The sequence below is a fragment of the Desulfovibrio sp. TomC genome (assembly GCF_000801335.2).
Taxonomy (GTDB): domain Bacteria; phylum Desulfobacterota; class Desulfovibrionia; order Desulfovibrionales; family Desulfovibrionaceae; genus Solidesulfovibrio.
The window spans coordinates 123,461-141,366 of record NZ_JSEH01000009.1 but is presented as its reverse complement, the minus strand read 5'-3'; the positions used below and the strand labels follow the sequence as shown (position 1 = coordinate 141,366).

Annotated in this window: 14 protein-coding genes; 4 read left to right on the top strand and 10 right to left on the bottom strand. The window is 65.1% G+C overall.

Annotation, left to right across the window (positions count from 1 at the left end; genetic code table 11):
• Positions 1 to 58: 58 nt before the first annotated feature.
• The 3 genes from NY78_RS10625 to NY78_RS10615 form a co-directional block, all read right to left on the bottom strand.
• The gene (locus tag NY78_RS10625) at positions 59 to 2,557 is read right to left on the bottom strand and encodes an arylsulfatase (protein ID WP_043635393.1); all 2,499 of its coding nucleotides are present in this window, start codon (positions 2,555 to 2,557) and stop codon (positions 59 to 61) included.
• A 51-nt stretch (positions 2,558 to 2,608) separates the two neighbouring features.
• Positions 2,609 to 3,847, bottom strand: coding sequence for a hypothetical protein (locus NY78_RS10620; RefSeq protein ID WP_053062190.1), 1,239 nt, complete (start codon positions 3,845 to 3,847; stop codon positions 2,609 to 2,611).
• 111 nt (positions 3,848 to 3,958) lie between these two features.
• A complete protein-coding gene (locus NY78_RS10615; protein WP_043635391.1) occupies positions 3,959 to 4,750 on the bottom strand; it encodes a hypothetical protein in 792 nt (263 codons plus the stop codon).
• A 281-nt stretch (positions 4,751 to 5,031) separates the two neighbouring features.
• Between NY78_RS10615 and NY78_RS10610 the strand changes: the two genes are divergently transcribed.
• The gene (locus NY78_RS10610; RefSeq protein WP_082139967.1) at positions 5,032 to 6,108 is read left to right on the top strand and encodes an AraC family transcriptional regulator; all 1,077 of its coding nucleotides are present in this window, start codon (positions 5,032 to 5,034) and stop codon (positions 6,106 to 6,108) included.
• A 121-nt stretch (positions 6,109 to 6,229) separates the two neighbouring features.
• Here NY78_RS10610 and NY78_RS10605 read toward each other — a convergent pair whose 3' ends face one another.
• Both NY78_RS10605 and NY78_RS10600 read right to left on the bottom strand, forming a co-directional pair.
• Positions 6,230 to 7,435 carry an MFS transporter gene (locus NY78_RS10605; RefSeq protein ID WP_043635388.1) on the bottom strand — a complete coding sequence of 402 codons (1,206 nt, stop codon included), beginning with the start codon at positions 7,433 to 7,435 and terminating at the stop codon, positions 6,230 to 6,232.
• A gap of 192 nt (positions 7,436 to 7,627) precedes the next feature.
• Positions 7,628 to 8,221, bottom strand: coding sequence for a TetR/AcrR family transcriptional regulator (locus NY78_RS10600; protein WP_043635385.1), 594 nt, complete (start codon positions 8,219 to 8,221; stop codon positions 7,628 to 7,630).
• A 395-nt stretch (positions 8,222 to 8,616) separates the two neighbouring features.
• On the opposite strand from NY78_RS10600, the gene phnX reads away from it, so the two are divergent.
• From phnX to phnW, 3 genes are all read left to right on the top strand, one after another.
• Positions 8,617 to 9,447, top strand: coding sequence for a phosphonoacetaldehyde hydrolase (phnX, locus tag NY78_RS10595; RefSeq protein WP_043635382.1), 831 nt, complete (start codon positions 8,617 to 8,619; stop codon positions 9,445 to 9,447).
• A 109-nt stretch (positions 9,448 to 9,556) separates the two neighbouring features.
• Positions 9,557 to 10,930 carry a (R)-1-hydroxy-2-aminoethylphosphonate ammonia-lyase gene (gene pbfA / locus NY78_RS10590; RefSeq protein WP_043635379.1) on the top strand — a complete coding sequence of 458 codons (1,374 nt, stop codon included), beginning with the start codon at positions 9,557 to 9,559 and terminating at the stop codon, positions 10,928 to 10,930.
• A gap of 4 nt (positions 10,931 to 10,934) precedes the next feature.
• Complete coding sequence (gene phnW / locus NY78_RS10585) at positions 10,935 to 12,050, top strand: 2-aminoethylphosphonate--pyruvate transaminase (protein WP_156180923.1); 1,116 nt, start codon at positions 10,935 to 10,937, stop codon at positions 12,048 to 12,050.
• A 102-nt stretch (positions 12,051 to 12,152) separates the two neighbouring features.
• Here phnW and NY78_RS10580 read toward each other — a convergent pair whose 3' ends face one another.
• From NY78_RS10580 to NY78_RS10560, 5 genes are all read right to left on the bottom strand, one after another.
• Positions 12,153 to 12,554 (bottom strand): response regulator, encoded by a 402-nt coding sequence (locus tag NY78_RS10580; protein WP_043635377.1) that lies wholly within the window; start codon positions 12,552 to 12,554, stop codon positions 12,153 to 12,155.
• Positions 12,535 to 13,953, bottom strand: coding sequence for an ATP-binding protein (locus tag NY78_RS10575; RefSeq protein ID WP_043635375.1), 1,419 nt, complete (start codon positions 13,951 to 13,953; stop codon positions 12,535 to 12,537). The genes NY78_RS10580 and NY78_RS10575 overlap by 20 nt, the downstream gene beginning before the upstream one ends.
• Positions 13,950 to 14,999 (bottom strand): DUF202 domain-containing protein, encoded by a 1,050-nt coding sequence (locus tag NY78_RS10570; protein WP_043635373.1) that lies wholly within the window; start codon positions 14,997 to 14,999, stop codon positions 13,950 to 13,952. Before NY78_RS10570 ends, NY78_RS10575 begins: the two co-directional genes overlap by 4 nt.
• A complete protein-coding gene (locus tag NY78_RS10565; RefSeq protein ID WP_043635371.1) occupies positions 14,989 to 16,500 on the bottom strand; it encodes a hypothetical protein in 1,512 nt (503 codons plus the stop codon). Before NY78_RS10565 ends, NY78_RS10570 begins: the two co-directional genes overlap by 11 nt.
• A 281-nt stretch (positions 16,501 to 16,781) precedes the next feature.
• Complete coding sequence (locus NY78_RS10560) at positions 16,782 to 17,906, bottom strand: ABC transporter permease (RefSeq protein WP_082139966.1); 1,125 nt, start codon at positions 17,904 to 17,906, stop codon at positions 16,782 to 16,784.

The following is a 17,906-nucleotide window of genomic DNA, read 5'->3' as shown; positions in this document are numbered from 1 at the left end:
CGCAGCAAGCGCGCCGCCGACTGTTTTCCATGCCGTCGCGGGTATGCGCGGGCTGCGGTTATTCACTCACCTTGGTGCTGCGTTGGGCCTGCTCCAGCTTCTTGACGTCTTCCGGCGACAGCTTGGGCCGGTCGACGGTCAGGGTGATCTTGTCGATTGTGCCGGTAAAGGCGAACGGCGTCTGGTAATCCGCGTCATTGACGCCGGTCAGGGTGTCCGACCCGATGTCCAGGGCCTCGTCCCATTGCAGGGTGAACGGCAAGGTGTGTTCCATCTTCTGGGTGTCGACAGCCTGCCCGTCCACCTTGAGCACGCCCGTGCCGCCGCCCCCGACGCCGGAGAAGTTGTTAAAGGCCAACGTCCCCATGCCCAGGCCGTCGTAGGCAAAGTCGAACTCCAGGACATGCTTGCCCGGCGTCAGTTCCGGGCCTTCCCAGCGCACGCGCTTGAGATCGACCAGATTCCACAGGAACACCGGCTTGTTTTTAAGGACATAGAAGCCGTAGCCGGCAAAGCGGCCGCCCTGGGTGATGAGCATGCCCTCGGCCCCGCCCTGGGGAATCTCCACTTCGGCCTTGAAGTTGTATGAGGCATTGAGGATTGACGGCGCGTCGCCGTTGGGCGTGCCGGTCAGCGGCAGCTTCCAGGTGAACACGTTGCGCCCGGCCGTGATGCTCGGCCGCGGGTTGATCATGCGCGTCACCACCGAGGTATCAAGCGGCAACACCTGATACTTTTTGGCTTCCTGCATGAACATCGCCTGCAGCTGCTTGAGCTTCTCGGGATGCTTGGCGGCAATGTCCGTGGACTGGGTCCAGTCGGCGCCGAGGTCGTAGAGCTCCCAGGGATAGGTCATGGGATCTTTGGCGGCAGCCACCACGTCCCAGGGCGGACGCATGACCTTGGTGCTGGCCAGCCAGCCTTCGTGGTAGAGGGCGCGGTCGCCCATCATCTCGAAGTACTGGGTCTTGTGGGTCGAGGGCGCTTTGGCGTTTTTCGCGTCGAAGGTATAGGCCATGCTCACGCCTTCGATGGGGCTTTGCCTGATGCCGTCCACGGTCTTGGGCTGCTTGACGCCCGTGGCCTCAAGGATGGTCGGCACGATGTCGATGACGTGGTGGAACTGCTGGCGCACGCCGCCCTTGTCCGTGATGTGGCCGGGCCAGGAGATGGCCATGCCCTGGCGGATGCCGCCGAGGTGCGAGGCAATCTGCTTGGTCCAGGGGAACGGCGTGTCAAAAGCCCAGGCCCAGGGCACGGCCATGTGGTTGTAGGTCTTGTCCGACCCCCAGGCGTCGTAGAAGTACTTGAGCTGGTCGGCCACCGGCACATCGACGCCGTTAAACATGGCCACTTCGTTGGGCGTGCCGATAAGCGTGCCTTCGGAACTCGTGCCGTTGTCGCCGTTGATGTAAATAATGAGCGTATTGTCGAGCTTGCCCAAATCCTCGACCGCCTGGATGACCCGGCCGATCTCGTGATCGGTGTAGGCCACGTAGGCGGCGAAGACGTCGACCTGGCGGATGAACATCTTTTTCTCGTCGTCGGTCAGCGCGTCCCACTTCTTGAGCAGATCGTCGGGCCAAGGCGTCAGCTTGGCGTCGGCCGGGATGACGCCGAGCTTTTTCTGATTGGCGAAAATCTGTTCGCGCAGCGCGTTCCAGCCCTGATCGAAGAGGTGCATCCGGCTGATCTTGTCGATCCACTCCGGGGTCGGGTGGTGCGGCGCATGGGTGCCGCCGGGCACGTAGTAGAGGAAAAAGGGCTGGTCCGGGGACAGGGCGTTTAAGCGGTTCATATAGGCGATGGCGTCGTCGGCCATGGCCGTGGTCAGGTTCCAGCCGGGCTTGTTCAGGAAGGGATAGATTTGGGTGGTGTTGCGAAAGAGGTTGGGCTCCCACTGGTTGGCGTCGCCGCCGACAAAGCCGTAGAAATACTCAAAGCCCATGCCGATGGGCCACTGGTCAAACGGACCGTCCTGGCTGGCCTGGAAGGCCGGGGTGTTGTGGTCCTTGCCAAACCAGGAGGTGCGGTAGCCGTTGTCCTTGAGAATGCGGCCGATGGTGGCCTTGTCCTTGGTGATGAAGCTGTCGTACCCGGGGTAGCCGGTGGCCTGCTCGGCGATGACCCCGAAGCCCACCGAATGGTGGTTGCGCCCGGTAATGAGCGCCGCCCGGGTCGGCGAGCACAGGGCGGTCGAGTGAAAGTTGGTGTAGCGAAGCCCCTGCCCGGCAATGCGGTCCAGGGCCGGGGTGGGGATGACGCCGCCGAAGGTGCTCGGCACGCCGTAGCCCGAGTCGTCGGTCATGATCAAAAGCACGTTGGGAGCGCCCTTGGGCGGCACGATGCGCGCCGGCCAGTAGGGTTTCGACTGGGGCGCAGTGTCCTTGATAACGCCGCCAAATGGCTGCGGCGGCGGCGGGAGCTGGTCGCCCGGGATGGCGACGGTGGCGCTGGGCGAACCCGGCTGGCCGCTGTCGCCCTGGGCCTGGGCAGCGCCGCCCCAGCCCACAGCCAGGACGGCTGCGGCCAGGAGAGAGAGGAAAAGGCGTTTCATCGTGTCCTCCGGGAGTTTCGTGGACGCTGCGGACAACCGGCCGCAACACCCTTAATAGGCTTGTCCCAACAAGCGCCGGGCGCTCTTGTCATGCACGGTCCAGCCCATGGCCCGCAGGTGGCGGGCAAAATCGCGGCTGACCGTGTTGGCGGCCCAAAGCTCGACGCCCGCAGCGGGCAGGGTCTTGGCAAAGTCGTTGAGGCTTTGGGCGATGACCGCGTTGGTTTCGGTCCAGAAAAAGCAGTCCGTGGGGAAGACCACCACGAGCCGGCCGGCAGCGTTTAAGGCCGCCACATGCCGACCGACGCTGACGAAGCCCGAAAGCGGGGACACGCCTGCGTTGTAGCCGACATACATTTCGGCCATGCGCTGGCGGAAAAGGGCCACATCCGGGTCGCTGGTGCCGGCAAGGAAATTCACGAAGGCGGTTTTGTCTTGCACCAGGGGCATGTTGGCCAGGGCGGCGGTCACGCGGGTTTGTCCGGTGGGCGTGAAAATCTGGTTCTCAACAAAGGCGGCGGCGGCATCCGGGGCGACGCCCATGTTGATAAGTTGGGTCTGGTTTTGCTGGGCGATGGTCACCGGGGAGGCGGTGAGGTCGATATTGTTGAGCGTGGCCGTAGTCCCGGCGGCGGACACGGCGATGCCCACGCCGCCCGGAATAAGGGCGGACAGGGCCGTGCCGGTGATGTTGCCGGCCGCCCCGGCCCGGGCCATGGCGGTCAAGCGCGCCTGCACCAGCGGATTGGCGGTGTAGGGATCGACGCCGAACTGTTTGGCGTACTGCCGGGCCAGGGCCGGCACGCCAAGCAGATTGCCGGCCGAGCCGCCGCCCGAGGAAATGTTCTGGCCGAGGCTCTCAAACATCCGGCCCACGCCGGTGACTGCGCCGCTTATGGTGCCAAGCGGGTTCTGGATGAGGTTGACCGCTCCCTGCACGGTCTGCTCGCCTTTTTTCACGATGCCCCCGCCGAATTCCTGCATGGAACTCACCTGCTCCATCTGGGCCAGGGCGGCTGTCTCGGCGATGCGTGTGGCCAACAGCGCGGTCGAGGCCACGCGCAGGTCGCCGAAGCGGGTGTGCAGTTTATAGACGTAGAGATAGCCGTCGGTCTCAACAGACGGGTCCACGGTGAAATTCGGCCCGGCCAACATGCTTGGCGGCAGGATGGCCCTGGCCGCCGGAGCAAACGGGGTGTCGTAGGGACCGGTGGCCCGGACCGGGGAGCCAAGACCGAGAAGCAGACCGCAAAAGACCAGGACCGTGGCAGGGACAAAGGCTCGGCGCATGAAAGCTCTCCTTGAAATAGCTCGAGGGTTGGCAGCTGACGGCCCAGCCCGGGCATGGCCGGACACAGGCGGGAGGCGGCGGGGGGCGGCGCGGTGCACCCCGGCGCAGCCCTAGAACGTAAAGGCCACGCCGAGGATGGGGCCGCTTAAGGTGGCGTCGAACTTGAATGCGCTCTTGCCGCTGCCCTCGGTGTGATTGACGCCGACGGCCCGGTAGCCGGCCAGCAGCGTGCCGTGTTCCCAGAAGGTGTAGCCAAGAAGGGCCGTGGCATCCCAAGTCAGGGCGGAGCTGATGGAAAACCCGCCCAGGCCGCCGCGAAGGCTCATGAGCCAGGCATCGGTCAGATGAAAGATGGCCCTGGCCCCGACGATGGGATCGGCCCAGGTCTTTTGGGCATAGACGTCGCGGCCGCCCCGGTTGGTATCGGCGTCAAGCTTCATGGCCAGACTCCAGATCCTGGCCCCGGCCAGCACGTCGAAGTCCACGGACGAGGTCAGGGCCTTGCCCAGGGGCACGGTTCCGACCCGGTAAAACCCGGCCACGTCGGCCAAAACGAGGCTCATCTTGGCGTCAATCGAGGCGCGCTTGCCCGAGGCGTCGGCCCCGAGCAGGGAATAGTTGAAATCCGAAAAAAGTCCGAAACGCTCGCGGTAGAGCATTTCCGCGTGGACCATGGCCGCCATGTTCAGGTATTTGGACAGATCGGCAAACGAGACATTGACGTTGGCGTCGTACCCCTTGGCCCCGACCGTGCCGTTGATGCCGGTCAGCCAGGCATAGGGCGCAATGGTCCACTGAAAATCGCCCTGCGTCTTGTTCTGGCCGATCTGGGCCTGGGCCGGGCTGCCAAGCACTGTTGCCATCAGGAAAAAAAATGAAAGTAGGCACATTTTTCCGCGCATGAAACACTCCTCAACGTCTTGTGAAGCGACAAAGGGACAGCCGAGCAAACGCAAAAAAGGACGACCGACAACAGAGAACCGCGTCGTTTCCGAGCAGGGATCACGCTGCTTCACTTGAACTGGTTATCAAACAAACCTCTTGCGACAGTCGGGATTCTCCTTCTGTTCACGCCTCCATCCGTGGAGATGGACCGCAACACCCTCCCTAGCTCTATTACGGTGTAGCCAATATATCCACGCGGCGCTTGACAGATCACGACAACTTTGAGGACTATTTTCACATGAGCCACTTTCTCACGCCAGAACATGCTGACAAGATACACAATCTCCAGCAACATCCGGTTGTGGAAGGCTGTGTCAGACTCGGTCCGTTGATTGGCGTGCCTTTGGTATTGCGGGAGTTTGGCCGCGACCCGGCAGCAGTGCTTCACAGCGTCGGCCTTGAGACGGACCTGTTCGACGATTGCGAAAACGTCATTTCGTTCACCGCCATGGGACGCCTGCTGGCCTCATGCACGGCGCAAACGCGCTGCCCCCACTTCGGACTGCTCGTCGGGCAACGAGCCGGCCCGGAGTGTATGGGACTGGTCGGGCAATTGCTTGGCTGTTCTCCGGATGTCGGCACGGCGCTTCGCAGCCTCATTTTACATTTGCATGTCCATGACCGCGGCGCGGTTCCCATGCTGTCCGTCGGCCCGGAGACGGCGGTGATGGGATATCTGATCTACCAGCCGGACGTGGAAGCCACGGACCAGATCTACGACGGCGTCGTCGCCATTTTGCACAATACCCTGCGGGCGCTGTGCGGCCCTGGCTTTGCCCCGGTCGCTGTCCTCTTCGCCCGTCGCTCCCCGGCCGACGTCGAACCGTACCGCCGCTTCTTCCAAGCGCCGCTTCGCTTTGACCAGGAACAACCGGGGGTGGCGTTTCCCGCCAAGTGGCTTGACCACAAGCTGCCAGGAGCTGATCCGCAGCAAATAAAGCTTGTTACAGACCGGATCGCCGCCCTGGACCGCCTGGAACAGCGCGATCTGGTTGGCCGGCTGCGCGGCGCCCTGCCCCCGTTGCTCATGACCCGGGGCGCGTCCCTGGAACGGACGGCGGAACTGTTTTCCCTGCACCCGCGCACGCTCAACCGCCGGCTGGCCGAGGCCGGGTGTACGTTCCAGGGGCTGGTGGAGGAGGTGCGCTCGGTGCTGGCCTGCCAGCTCCTGGGCAATACGGCCATGTCCGTCAGCCAGATCGCAGCCGCGCTCCAGTACGCCGAAACCAGCGCCTTCACCCGGGCCTTTCGCCGCTGGACCGGCCTTTCCCCCACAGCCTGGCAGGCGCAGTTCAGGCAGCCCCCGGGGGTGTGAAGCGGCGCGGGCACATACATTGAAAAAACGAGACAAGGGCTTGCGCGAGTGGCGCAAGCCCTTGTCTCCTCCGGCCGATCACCGGACAATCCAGACAAATACCCCTGGGAGGGCTGCCGCGTTACGCGGCCCTGGCCTGCCGGCCAAACAGTTCCATGGCCAGCGCCGCCGCCGCCAAGCCCCCGCCCATGACGCACACGCCAGCCCAGCCGAACACGGCAAAGGCCTGGGCGCTGGCAGCCGTCCCAACCGCCCCGCCCAGGAACATCGTGGTCATAAAGACAGTGTTGATCCGGCTGCGGGCCGAGGCGTCCAGGCCGTAGATCCGGGCCTGATTGGCCACCAGGGCGGATTGCAGCCCGATATCCATCAGGAGAATGCCCAGAATCAGTGCAGTCCAGGAGGACGGGAACAGCCCGAGCACCGCAAACCCGGCCAGGACGCCCCCCGCCCCCCAGGCCACCAGCCGGCCCTTGGACCCCCGATCGGCCAATCGGCCGGCCAAGGGTGCGCAGACCACCCCGGCCACGCCAACCAGGCCAAGCAGTCCGGCCACGGCGCTGCCCTGGGAAAAGGGCGGCTTTTCCAGGAACAAGGCCAAGTTGGCCCAAAAAGCCACAAAGCCGCCAAAAAGCAGCCCCTGGACCAGCCCGGCCCGGCGCAGTGTTGCATACCGGCCAAACAGGCGGCCAAGCGACAGCAGGATCTGCGGATAGGAAATCGCCGTCGCCGGTTCCACCCGGGGCAGGCGCAGGACCAAAACGGCGCTCATGAAAAGCGACGCCACGGCGGCAAGACCGAACATGTCCCGCCACGAGCCATAGGCGGCGACCAGCCCGCTTATGGTGCGCGACAGCAGAATGCCGGCCAGCAATCCGGCCATGACCACGCCGACCACACTCCCCCGCCGCGCCTCGGGAGCCAGCTGGGCGGCCATGGGCACCACCTGCTGGGCCACGGTGGCCAATATCCCCACGAACAGGCTGGCGACCAGCAGCACCCCAAGGCTTGGGGCCAACGCCGCCATGGTCAGGGAAAGCGACAAGGCCGCAAAGGTCAGGCCGATCAGGCCTCGCCGCTCAAAACGGTCGCCAAGCGGGGCCAGCGCCACCAGGCCCAGGGCGTAACCGACTTGCGTCAGCACCGCGATCCAGGAAATAGCGGCCGCGTCGACCTGAAATTCCTGGGCCAGAATCCCGAGCATCGGCTGGTTATAATAAATGCTTGCCACGGAAAGGCCGGCGGCTGTGGCCAAAAGGCCCACGGTCCCCGCGCCCGGCTGTCGAACAACGGCGTTTCGTGTGGTTGTTGCGGCTGCGCTTGGCATATCTCGACTCCTGTGTTTAATTTCGAAACGATACGTATCGTATATAATCAAGCCCAAACGGCAGTCAAGGGCGAAAATCGAAACCCCGCAAAATACAAACTTCTATTTTGGAATCAGGAAGATGGAGACGAGAAAGGACGGCCCGGCCGGCGTGGCCGCCGAGCAGGGCCGATCCATGGGCGTTGTCGGGGCTTAGCTCCGGGTGAGTCCGGCAAAAACCAGGGCGGCGAGCTGTTGCACGAAGGCATCGTCCAGGGGGCGATGGCGCAGCAACATGCGGTGGAAGATGGGACCGTAGAGGGCGTCCGCCATGAGGTCCGGATCCACATCCGCCCGGATCTCCCCGGTGGCCATGCCCCGGCGCAGGACTTCCTTGGCCGCGTCGCGGCGGGGGTACATATAGCCCTCAAGGAAGGCGGTGAGGATTTCCGGGTCAGCCTGCCCCAGGGCAATGAATTCGCACACGACCCGCCCGGTCGTGCCTCGGTAGGCCTCGGCCAGCCGCAGCATCTGGGTGGTGATGTCGGCCACGGCCGAATCGGTCTGCGGAAAGGCGATCTTCGGTGAAACAGCGGCCAAAAAGGCTTCCATGGCCACCGCGCCCTTGCCCGGCCACCAGCGATAGAGCGTGGCCTTGCCAACGCCAGCCCGGGCCGCGATGCCTTCCATGGTCAGCCCGGAGAAGCCTACTTCCGTAAGCAGACTGTTGGCGGCTTCCAGCACGGCGCTGCGCACGGCATCGCTGCGGGGCCGGCCCGGTTGGCGTTTGGCGCAGGCAGCACCCATGGCAATCGCTCCTTTAACCCGTATCGCGGCCAATCCCGGGCGCGGGCAGCGCACGAGCAGACCCGCCCTGGTCATTGCCCAAGGAAGAGGCCTGTTTTTGGGAGAACAGGCACGCGGGACGCAGTATGAACAATCCGCGGGCAGCCGGCAACACCGCAGCAAAACACCGCCCCCTTCACACGGTTGACACATCCTTAGGCATTAATGGCCCAGGCACCGGCTGCGCCCCAAGCCCCGCCGGCCCGGCCTGTCTCGCCGGCGTCGGCGCATTCCCTGCGCCGCGCGTTTGGCGGCCGGGGGCGTCTTGTGCGCCGGGCATGGGCGCATCCGCAATCCCTCCGGCCGCCGCCTTCCGGCGCGAGGCCGGACCAACCGCTGCGGCAAAAGGAACGTCGATGGAATCGACTCCGCTCTCTACCGTCAAGGCCGTCATCCTCGACTGGGCCGGCACCGTGGTGGACCACGGCTGCATCGGCCCGGTGGCGGTTTTTATCGAAGTATTTGCCCGCCAGGGCGTCGCGGTTACGGCCGAACAGGCCCGAAAGCCCATGGGGCTTATGAAAAAGGACCACGTCCGGGCCATGACCCGGGACCCCGGGGTGGCCGCGGCCTGGCGCGCCGTCCACGGCCGCGATCCCGACGAGGGCGACGTGGAGGCCATGTACCGGCTGACCGAACCGCTCATGGTCGACTGCATCGCCGCCCACGCCGACCCCATTGTCGGGGCGCTCCCCGCCGTGGCCGCCTTCCGGGCCATGGGCCTCAAGGTCGGCTCGACCACCGGCTACACCCGCCCCATGATGGAGGTCATGACCCGGGAGGCCGCCGCCAAAGGCTATGTCCCGGACGCCATGGTCTGTTCCTCGGACGTCCCCGCCGGCCGTCCCTCGCCCTTCATGTGCTACAAGGCCGCCCTTGATCTGGCCGTTTTTCCCTTCTGGGCCATGGTCAAGATCGGCGACACCGTGGCCGATGTGGCCGAGGGGAAAAGCGCCGGCATGTGGACCATCGCCCTGACCCTTCGGGGCAACGAGATGGGCCTGACCGAGGCGGAACTGGCGGCCCTGCCCGAGGCCGAAAAAGCCCGCCGTCTGGCGGTTGTCGAGGCCCGACTGGGAGACGCCGGCGCGGACTATCTGGCCCCGGATCTGGCGGCCTGCCCGGCCATCCTGACCGCCATCGACGCCCGGCTGGCCCGGGGGGAACGCCCGGGGAGCGGCCGCTAGTGTCACGTTCGGGAAATGCCGTGATACTTTTTGGCGCAACAATAGACCGTAATCATTATTTTTATTCGCAAAAAAACATAAATGTTTTTTTGCGAACGGCACACTAGCCATGGCCCCCAATCCGCCGGCCCCGCCCCCGGGCGAGGGCGACGCCAATACCTCGCCGCGCCGGGCGGCCTTCCGGGCCGGGCGATCGCCGGCCGCCAGGGAACTGCTTGCGCGCGACGAGGCCGTGTTTTTGCGCCAGTCCCTGTCCACGCCCTGCCTGGACGCGCTCTCCGGCTGCGCCGGCTCGACCCTGACCACCGTGGACGGCCGGGAGCTGCTTGATTTCCACGGCAACTCCCTGCACCAGACCGGGCATGCCCACCCCGAGGTCGTGGCCGCCATCAAGGCCCAGCTCGACGCCATGGCCTTTTGTCCCCGCCGGTTCACCAACGAACCGGCGGTGCGGCTGGCTGAAGAACTTTCCTCCCTGGCCCCGGGAAAATGCCGCAAGGCGCTCTTTGCCCCGGCCGGGACCCTGGCTGTGGGCATGGCGCTCAAGCTCGCCCGGCTGGCCACCGGGCGCTTCAAGACCGTGTCCATGTGGGACGCCTTTCACGGGGCGTCGCTGGACGCCTGTTCGGTGGGGGGCGAGGCGCTTTTTCGCAGCCGCATCGGACCGCTGTTGCCCGGGACCGAGCACGTGCCGCCGCCAGACCCCTACCGCTGCATCCTCAACCCGCACGGCTGCGCCGGCTGCGATCTGACCTGCGCCCGCTATCTCGACTATGTGCTGGAAAAGGAAGGCGACGTCGGCGCGGTCGTCACCGAACCGCTGCGGGCCACCACGGTCAACATCCCGCCGCCGGGCTATTGGCCGGCCGTGCGCGCGGCCTGCGACCGGCACGGGGCGCTGTTGATTTTTGACGAGACCGCCACCTGCCTGGGCCGCACCGGCAAGATGTTTGCCTGCGAGCATTTCGGGGCCGCCCCGGACATGGTGGTGTGCGGCAAGGGCCTTGGCGGCGGCGTCATGCCCCTGGCCGCCGTCATGGCCGACCCGGCCCTGGACGTCGGGGCGGAGCTGGCCCTTGGCCACTACACCCACGAAAAAAACCCCACGGCCTGCGCCGCCGGGCTGGCCGCCCTGGCCATTGTGCGCCGCGACGACCTGCCCGGCCGGGCCGCCCGGCTGGGAGCAAAAGCCCTGGCCCGCCTGAACGGGATGGCGTCCCGCTTTACCCTGATCGGCGACGTCCGGGGCCTTGGCCTGTCCCTGGCCGTGGAACTGGTGCGCAACCGCGCCACCCGGGAAAAGGCCCCTGACGCGGCCGACGCCGTGCTCTACCACTGCCTGGAGGCCGGCCTGTCGCTCAAGACCTCCCACGGCAACATCCTGACCCTGACCCCGCCGCTGACCATTGCCGAAACCGACCTGGACCGGGCTTTTGACATCCTGGAACACGCCCTGGCCCTGGTTTGCCCGCCAAAGGAGTAATGCCGTGGACCAGTCCTGCATTCCCGACAACCCGTATATCCTGCTCACCCCGGGGCCGCTTTCCACCTCCAAGACGGTCAAGGCGGCCATGCTGCGCGACTGGTGCACCTGGGATGCGGACTACAATGCCGATGTCGCCGACCTGCGCGCCCGTCTGGCCGCCCTGGCCAGCCGCCAGCCCGGCTTCACGGCCACGCTGATGCAGGGCAGCGGCACTTTTTGCGTGGAATCCTGCCTCGGCTCGCTCATTCCCGATGGCGGCAGCCTGCTGGTCCTGGCCAACGGGGCCTACGGGGCGCGCATGGCCAAAATCGCCCGGGTGCTGCGCATCCCGGTCGTGGAAGAGGATTTCGGCGAAGTGTCTCCGGTGGACCCGGCCCGGGTCGCGGCGCTCCTGGCCGCCCAGCCCCAGCTGACCCATGTGGCCGTGGTCCACTGCGAGACCACCACCGGCATGCTCAACCCTATCAGGGAGATCGGAGAGGCGGTCAAAGCCGCCGGCAAGATCTTTCTCATCGACGCCATGAGCAGCTTCGGCGGCATCCCCATCGACATGGCCGAGGTTGGGGCCGATGCGCTCATTTCCAGCGCCAACAAGTGCATCCAGGGCGTGCCTGGGTTTGGCTTTGTGCTGACCCGGCGCGACGTCGTCGAGGGCTGCGCCGGCCAGGCCCGGTCGCTGAGCCTTGACCTCTACGACCAGTGGCAGGCCATGGAGCACGGCGGCGGCAAATGGCGCTTCACCTCGCCCACCCACGTGGTGCGCGCCTTTGCCCAGGCCATGGACGAACTCGAAGCCGAAGGCGGCGTGGCCGCCCGCTTCGCCCGCTACAGCCAAAACCAGCAAACCCTGGTCGCCGGCATGGCCGCCCTGGACTTTTCCGCCCTGCTGCCCCGGGCCATCCAGTCGCCCATCATCACCGCCTTTCACAGTCCCACCCATCCCGACTACGCCTTCAAGCCGTTTTATGACCGCCTCAAGGCCCAGGGCTTCGTCATCTACCCCGGCAAGGTCACCACAGCCGACACCTTTCGCATCGGCAACATCGGCGAGGTCTATCCCGACGACATCGAACGGCTCCTTACGGCAGTCAAGGACGCCCGGTACTGGCTGGTCTAGCGTGGCGTCGGGGGCAGACCGGGAAGCAGACGGACTGGCCCGGCCGCCGACCCGGAATCATGCGGCGGGCCGGGATGACCCGGCCAGACAAGCACGGGCGTCTTACTGGCCGACCTCGGTCCGGGGCTGGTTCCCTTGGCCCAAGGCCCGTTCGATCGATTCCAGAAGATCTTTGATTTTAAATGGCTTGGGGAAAAAATCGTGGACTTGGCCCCGGAACGCCTCAATGGCCGTGTCGAGATGGGCGAAGGCCGTGATCATGATGACCTGGATGTCCGGATAGCGCTCCTTGACGGTCTTGAGCAATTCCATGCCGTCCATGCCTTTCATCTTGAAATCGGTGACGATCAGGTCGAAAGGCTCCTGCTCCAGTCGCAGCAAGGCCGACGCGGCGGAGAGAAACGTCTCCACCTGATAGCCGCGCTTGGTCAAGTGGATGCGCAACATGTCGCCAACCACTTTTTCGTCGTCGATGACCATGACTCTAGCTCTCTGTGATTGCATGGGGAACCTCCGTTGGGGGCAGGGACGGCAGTTCAATGAAGCAGGTGGTGCCCGCGCCAAGCATGCTTTCCACCCACAGCCGGCCTGCATGGTTTTTGACGATGCCGTAGCTGACCGAAAGCCCCAGTCCCGTGCCTTCGGTCCCCTTTGTGCTGAAGAAGGGATCAAAAACGTGGGGCAAAGCGTCGGAAGGGATGCCTTTGCCATTGTCGGCGATGACGATGCGCGCCGTCTGCGCCCCGGCCCTGGTGGCCACGCGCAGGCGGCCGCCCGGGGGCATGGACTGGATGGCGTTGGTGATAAGATTGATCAGCACCTGATGCATCTGGGACACGTCGGCCAACACCCAGGAGGCGTCCTCGGCCAGGTCGAGCCTAAGGTCGATGTTGGAGACGTGGAGCATGTTGCGCACCAGCGGCAACGTGTCGGTCACCAGCGCGTTGACCGCAACCGGGCGCATGCTGGCGGCCTTGGGTTTGGAAAAATCCAGAAGATTGGTCACGATGCCGTGAATGCGGCCGCATTCCTTCTGTATCTGACGCATCATCTCCAGACGGTCGGATGCGGGCAAATCATCCTGCAGGGATTCGTAGGTTTCGGCGATCATGGAGATGTTGTTGACGGGATTGGTGATCTCGTGGGCCACGCCAGCGGTCAGGGTGCCAAGCGAAGCGAGCTTTTTCGATTGCAGGATTTCGGCTTCGCGGGAACTCAGGCGCTGCGACATGGAATTGACGGCCCGAATGACCGAATCGAGTTCGTCGTGGCTGCGGGGTTCGGCAATGCTCTCGAACTTGCCCTCGGCGATGGCCCCGGCCAGACGTTCCACCTTGGCCAGGGAGCGCAGGATCTTTAAGAACAACAGCGGCGCGGCCAACACCGCCGTGCAGACCACGGCGGCCAGGGAAATGGTCATGGTGCGCCGGGAAAGGCTGATAATTTCACCCACCTGCTCTCGTTCCCGGGACACCAGGGTTGTTGAGAATTCCCGCATGGCCCGGCCGGTCTCGCGCATGGCCCCTTCCGCGTCCTGTCCGGCCACGTCGGTCTGGCCGGCCTTTTCCACCGCAGCGGCGTAGGCGTCCAGATGACTGCGCAGGGCCAGATAATTGGCCTGGCCGGCTCCGCGCACTATGCGATCGCTGGATTTGGCCAGCAAATTCCGGCTCTCGTCTATCTTGGCCGCGATCTCGCGCAAGGCAGCCTTGTCGCCAAACAGAAAGAGATTTTTTTCAGCCAGCCGCATTTCCAGAAAATCGGCATTGAGATCGTCCTGCACCTCCACGAAACGCAGCTTGTCCACCACCCGGTCCATATCGTGCCGGGCCAGGAGCGCCAAAAGGACGAGCAGCGCCAGGCTCACGCAACTGCCGACGATCAGTTTGGTCTTGATCTTCACGTCCGCTCTCCCACAGGGTCCATGCACCGGGGCGTGCGCACCGGTTCCTTGCGCACCGGCCAATACCACAGCAAGCCGTCAACGATCATGGCCGCTCCGACCACGACCAACAGCCAGTCGGGCAGGGACGCGAAGCCGCCGCCGAAATAGCGCAGCAGCCCAAGACCCAGTCCGAGAAGGGCCACGCCGGTGCGGATGAAGGACAGACCGGTGCGGGCTCTGGCGGCAATGGTGCGGTAGCAGGCGCAGACCGTGCGCTGGGCAGCCAGGACATTGCGTTCCCGGGCCAGATGGATGCGTTCCGGCGCGCCCGAGGCGATTTCCAATATGGTGGAGTGGTTTTCGAGCAGGTCGCCCAGACGGGCCAGCATCGTTTCTCGTGAAACCGGGCGCCGCCGCCCCGGTTCGTCAATGAAATGATACTCCTCCAGGAACTGGAGCGTTGCGGCCGAGACCTCGACCAACGTCTGGATGCCCGGCAGGCGGCGACGGGACAGGCGAAGGCGCAGATAGGCCCGGGCGGCCACGGTCGCCAGAGCCAGCCCCAGGCCGAGACAGGCGGCGTCGGCCAGACGGGCGGGGGGGGTTGGGGCCGAGCGCAACAGCGTATTGCCAAGCGCCGTCAGCCCAAGGCCGAAACGCATGACGTTAAGCCAGGTGCGGCCCGTGGCCATGTCCGTCCGCCAGCAGGCCAGCCGGGTGCGCCAAAGGGCCATGGTATTGCGCCAGGCGGCCAGATTGGTGCGGACAACGCCCACCGGCGCGCCAGTGACCGACGGCGCGAAATCGGCGGCCAGACGGCGCAGGCAGTCGGGCGAGGCCGGGATCAGACGGACCACGTATTCCGGAAAAACCTGCCCGACCGCCGCCAACAGCTGCGGATCATGCGGATCGTCCGCTGCCGCCGTCACGGTCTTCCCGCCTTCCAGGGCCACCGGAAACCAGCGCGCCCGGGCAAAGTCGTCGGCAGTCAGCCGCGCCAGCAGTGCGGCGGGAACCAGGCAAGTCTCATCATAAACGAACGGGGCGCTCGCCTCAGGCCGCATCGACGCCTCCCAGTCCGGCGCTGGCCCGGCCCCACTCCCTTTCGGATACGGCATAGTCCGGCACCGTCAGTTCGAAATCGGCCGTGCAATAGGTGGTTGCCCGTCTGGCCCGATCAGCCGGGAGATGCCAGCACAAGCCGTCGACAATGAGGACGAGGCCGCCGACCAGAAGGATCAGGTTGAATACGGTCCAGCCCAGGGAGGCCGTGCCGAACCAGGCCAGCAGGCCAAGGCCGACGCCCACGGCGTTAAAACCGGTGCGCATGAAGGAAAGGCCGGTGCGACTGCGGGCCATATGGGTGCGCAGTCTGGCCATGGCGTTGCGCCGCTCGGCTAAAAGCGTGCGCTCCAAGGCCAGCCCCGTGGTCCCCAGCACGCCCTCGGCCGACGGCGCGACCGTTGCCCCGGCGTCCGGCCCTGCGACGCGCGGCCCGCCCTCGGACTGTGCTTCATCCATGGTCCGGGGACTGGGGCAGGCCTCGGCCCGGCACATTGCCGCCTGGCACTGGCTGCCGACGCGCCTGGCCGGCAGATACCAGGACAGCCCTTCCAGGGCCATGACGCTGCCCAGACAAATGAGTCCGTAACTGGCCATGTCCCAGGAGCCGTGGTGGAACTGGCGGATCAGGGCGATGCCGACGCCGGAGACGGCAATGCCCGTGCGCCCCAGGGCCAGACCCGTGCGGGAGCGGGCCATGATGGAACGCAGTTCGGCCAGGGTCGTGCGTTCCAGGGCAAGCATCGTGCGGTCCATGGCGTAAAATCGTCGCCGAGCGATGGGGGACAACGCCGCCCACCCGGCCCGCAGGGCCTTGGCTCCGGGCACAGGGGGCAACCACCGGAAACAGGGCCACACCTGATTGGCCGATACGGCCAGCACGCCCGTGTTCCCCAGGGCCGGATCGGGCGCGGGAACACGCTGCGGCAGTCCTCGCCGCGACATGCGTCTGGCCGGCAAATACCAGATGATGCCGTCGATGATAAAAAATACGCCCGCTCCAAGGAGCACGGCTTCCAGGGGCAGGGTCAGGCCGAGGCCAAAGACCCGGAACAGCACCATTACGACCGTTACAAACGCGATGCCCGTGCGGAACATGGAAAGCCCGGTGCGGCCACGGGCCAGGGTGGTGCGAAATCCGGACAAAAACGACCGCCGGCCGGCCAGATACGTGCGCACCTTGGCCAGATCGAGCCGGGAGGCCTCGGGAGGAAAGCCCGGGCAGACATCCTGGGTGTTTTCGAGAATGCGGCGGACAACGCCGGGATCGGCCGGCACGAGGCGGATCGCGTCATTGCCCAGGGCTTCCGTTGCGGCCCGCAGCACAGCCGGACCCGGGTCCACAGCGGCAACAAGCACCTTGCCGTCAACGAGCCGGATGGGTGCCCATTGGCCGGTTCGCATGGCGGACAAGGCTCCTCTTCCCCGAAAGATTTTGGGGACCTCGAAGTCCGCATCAAGCCCGGCCAAATCGAAAGGATCCCAGGTGCTCTGTTCGCTCATGCCTTCTCCACGATTCCATCCGTCGGCGCAGGAGTAACGAGATTGGGGGGAGAAAGGCAATCCCTGTTTGCCCGCTCATTCTTTCGCGCGGTTGCGTTGTGAGGAGTGGTCAAAGCTGTGCCCGACAGGGTGAAGGAAAAGAGCCGCGCGTCCAGCGGTGTTGCCGTAAGCCAACGTGGCTGGCGCGCCTCGGCTTCGGCCATGGCCCTTGCTGCGCAAACGGGCAGCTCCGGCGGCGATGCGGGCCTAAGCGTCCGTTTCAAAGCGTCCCTGTGCCCCCGTTACCGGGACTGGGACAGGCTGCGACGAAACAGCGCCAGGGCCAGCCCGAAAAACACCACGCCGATGCCGGCAATGGCCACAAAGCGCGGCCAGACCTGCTCGAAATCCGCCCCGCGGTACAAAATCGCCTGGGCCAGATTGACGAAATGGGTGGTCGGCGCGGCCAGCATGATGTCCTGGACGGCCACAGGCATGCTCTCGCGCGGGCTGATGCTGCCGGAGAGCATTTGCAGCGGCAAAATGACCAGGATCATGAGCAGCCCGAATTGCGGCATGTTGCGCGAAATCGTGCCCAGGAAAATACCGATGCAGGCGGTGGCGAAAAACTGCAGCAATGTTCCGCAAAGAAACAAGGGAATGGACCCGGCCAGCGGCACGCCAAGGGCTCCCCGGACAACGCCGTACAGGGAGACCGTGACCGAGACCAGGATGACGAGGCTTGTGGGCCAGATCTTGGCCAGCAAAATCTCCGTGGCCGAAAGCGGCATGACCAGCAGATGTTCCAGGGTGCCGTGCTCACGTTCGCGCACCAGGGCCGTGCCCACGAGCAAAATGGAGAGCAGGGTGATGTTGTTGATGATTTCCATGACGCTGCCAAACCACGAGCTGGTCAGGTTGGGATTGAACTTGACGCGGGTGGTCAGGGTGATGGGCGCTTTTTGCCTTTCCTGGCCCCAGGCGACAAAGGCCGCCACTTCGCCGGCAATGATGTTCTCGATATAGACTGCGCCGATAAAGGCCTGGGACATGCAGGTGGCGTCAATATTGACCTGGATGTCGGGCTGTTTGCCGGCCAGCACGTCCCGCTCGAAATCCGGCGGGATGTCAAGGACAAAGATGGAGCGCCCGGCATCCAGCTCGCCGTCCACCGCCGCCAGGGGGATAACCCGGGCCGGCTGGAAATAGGGACCGTAAAAGGCCTGGATGATGCGCACCGACAGGGCCGAGGCATCCTCGTCCACCACGGCGATGGGCGCATGGTGCAATTCCTGGGATGTGGCCGTGCCTATCACATAGATGCCGCCGGTAAAGACCCAGAAGATGACGACCAGCAACACCTTGTCGTGCCACAGGCTGTAAAACTCCTTGGTCCCCAGCCGGTAGACATTGACCAGACGGCGCAT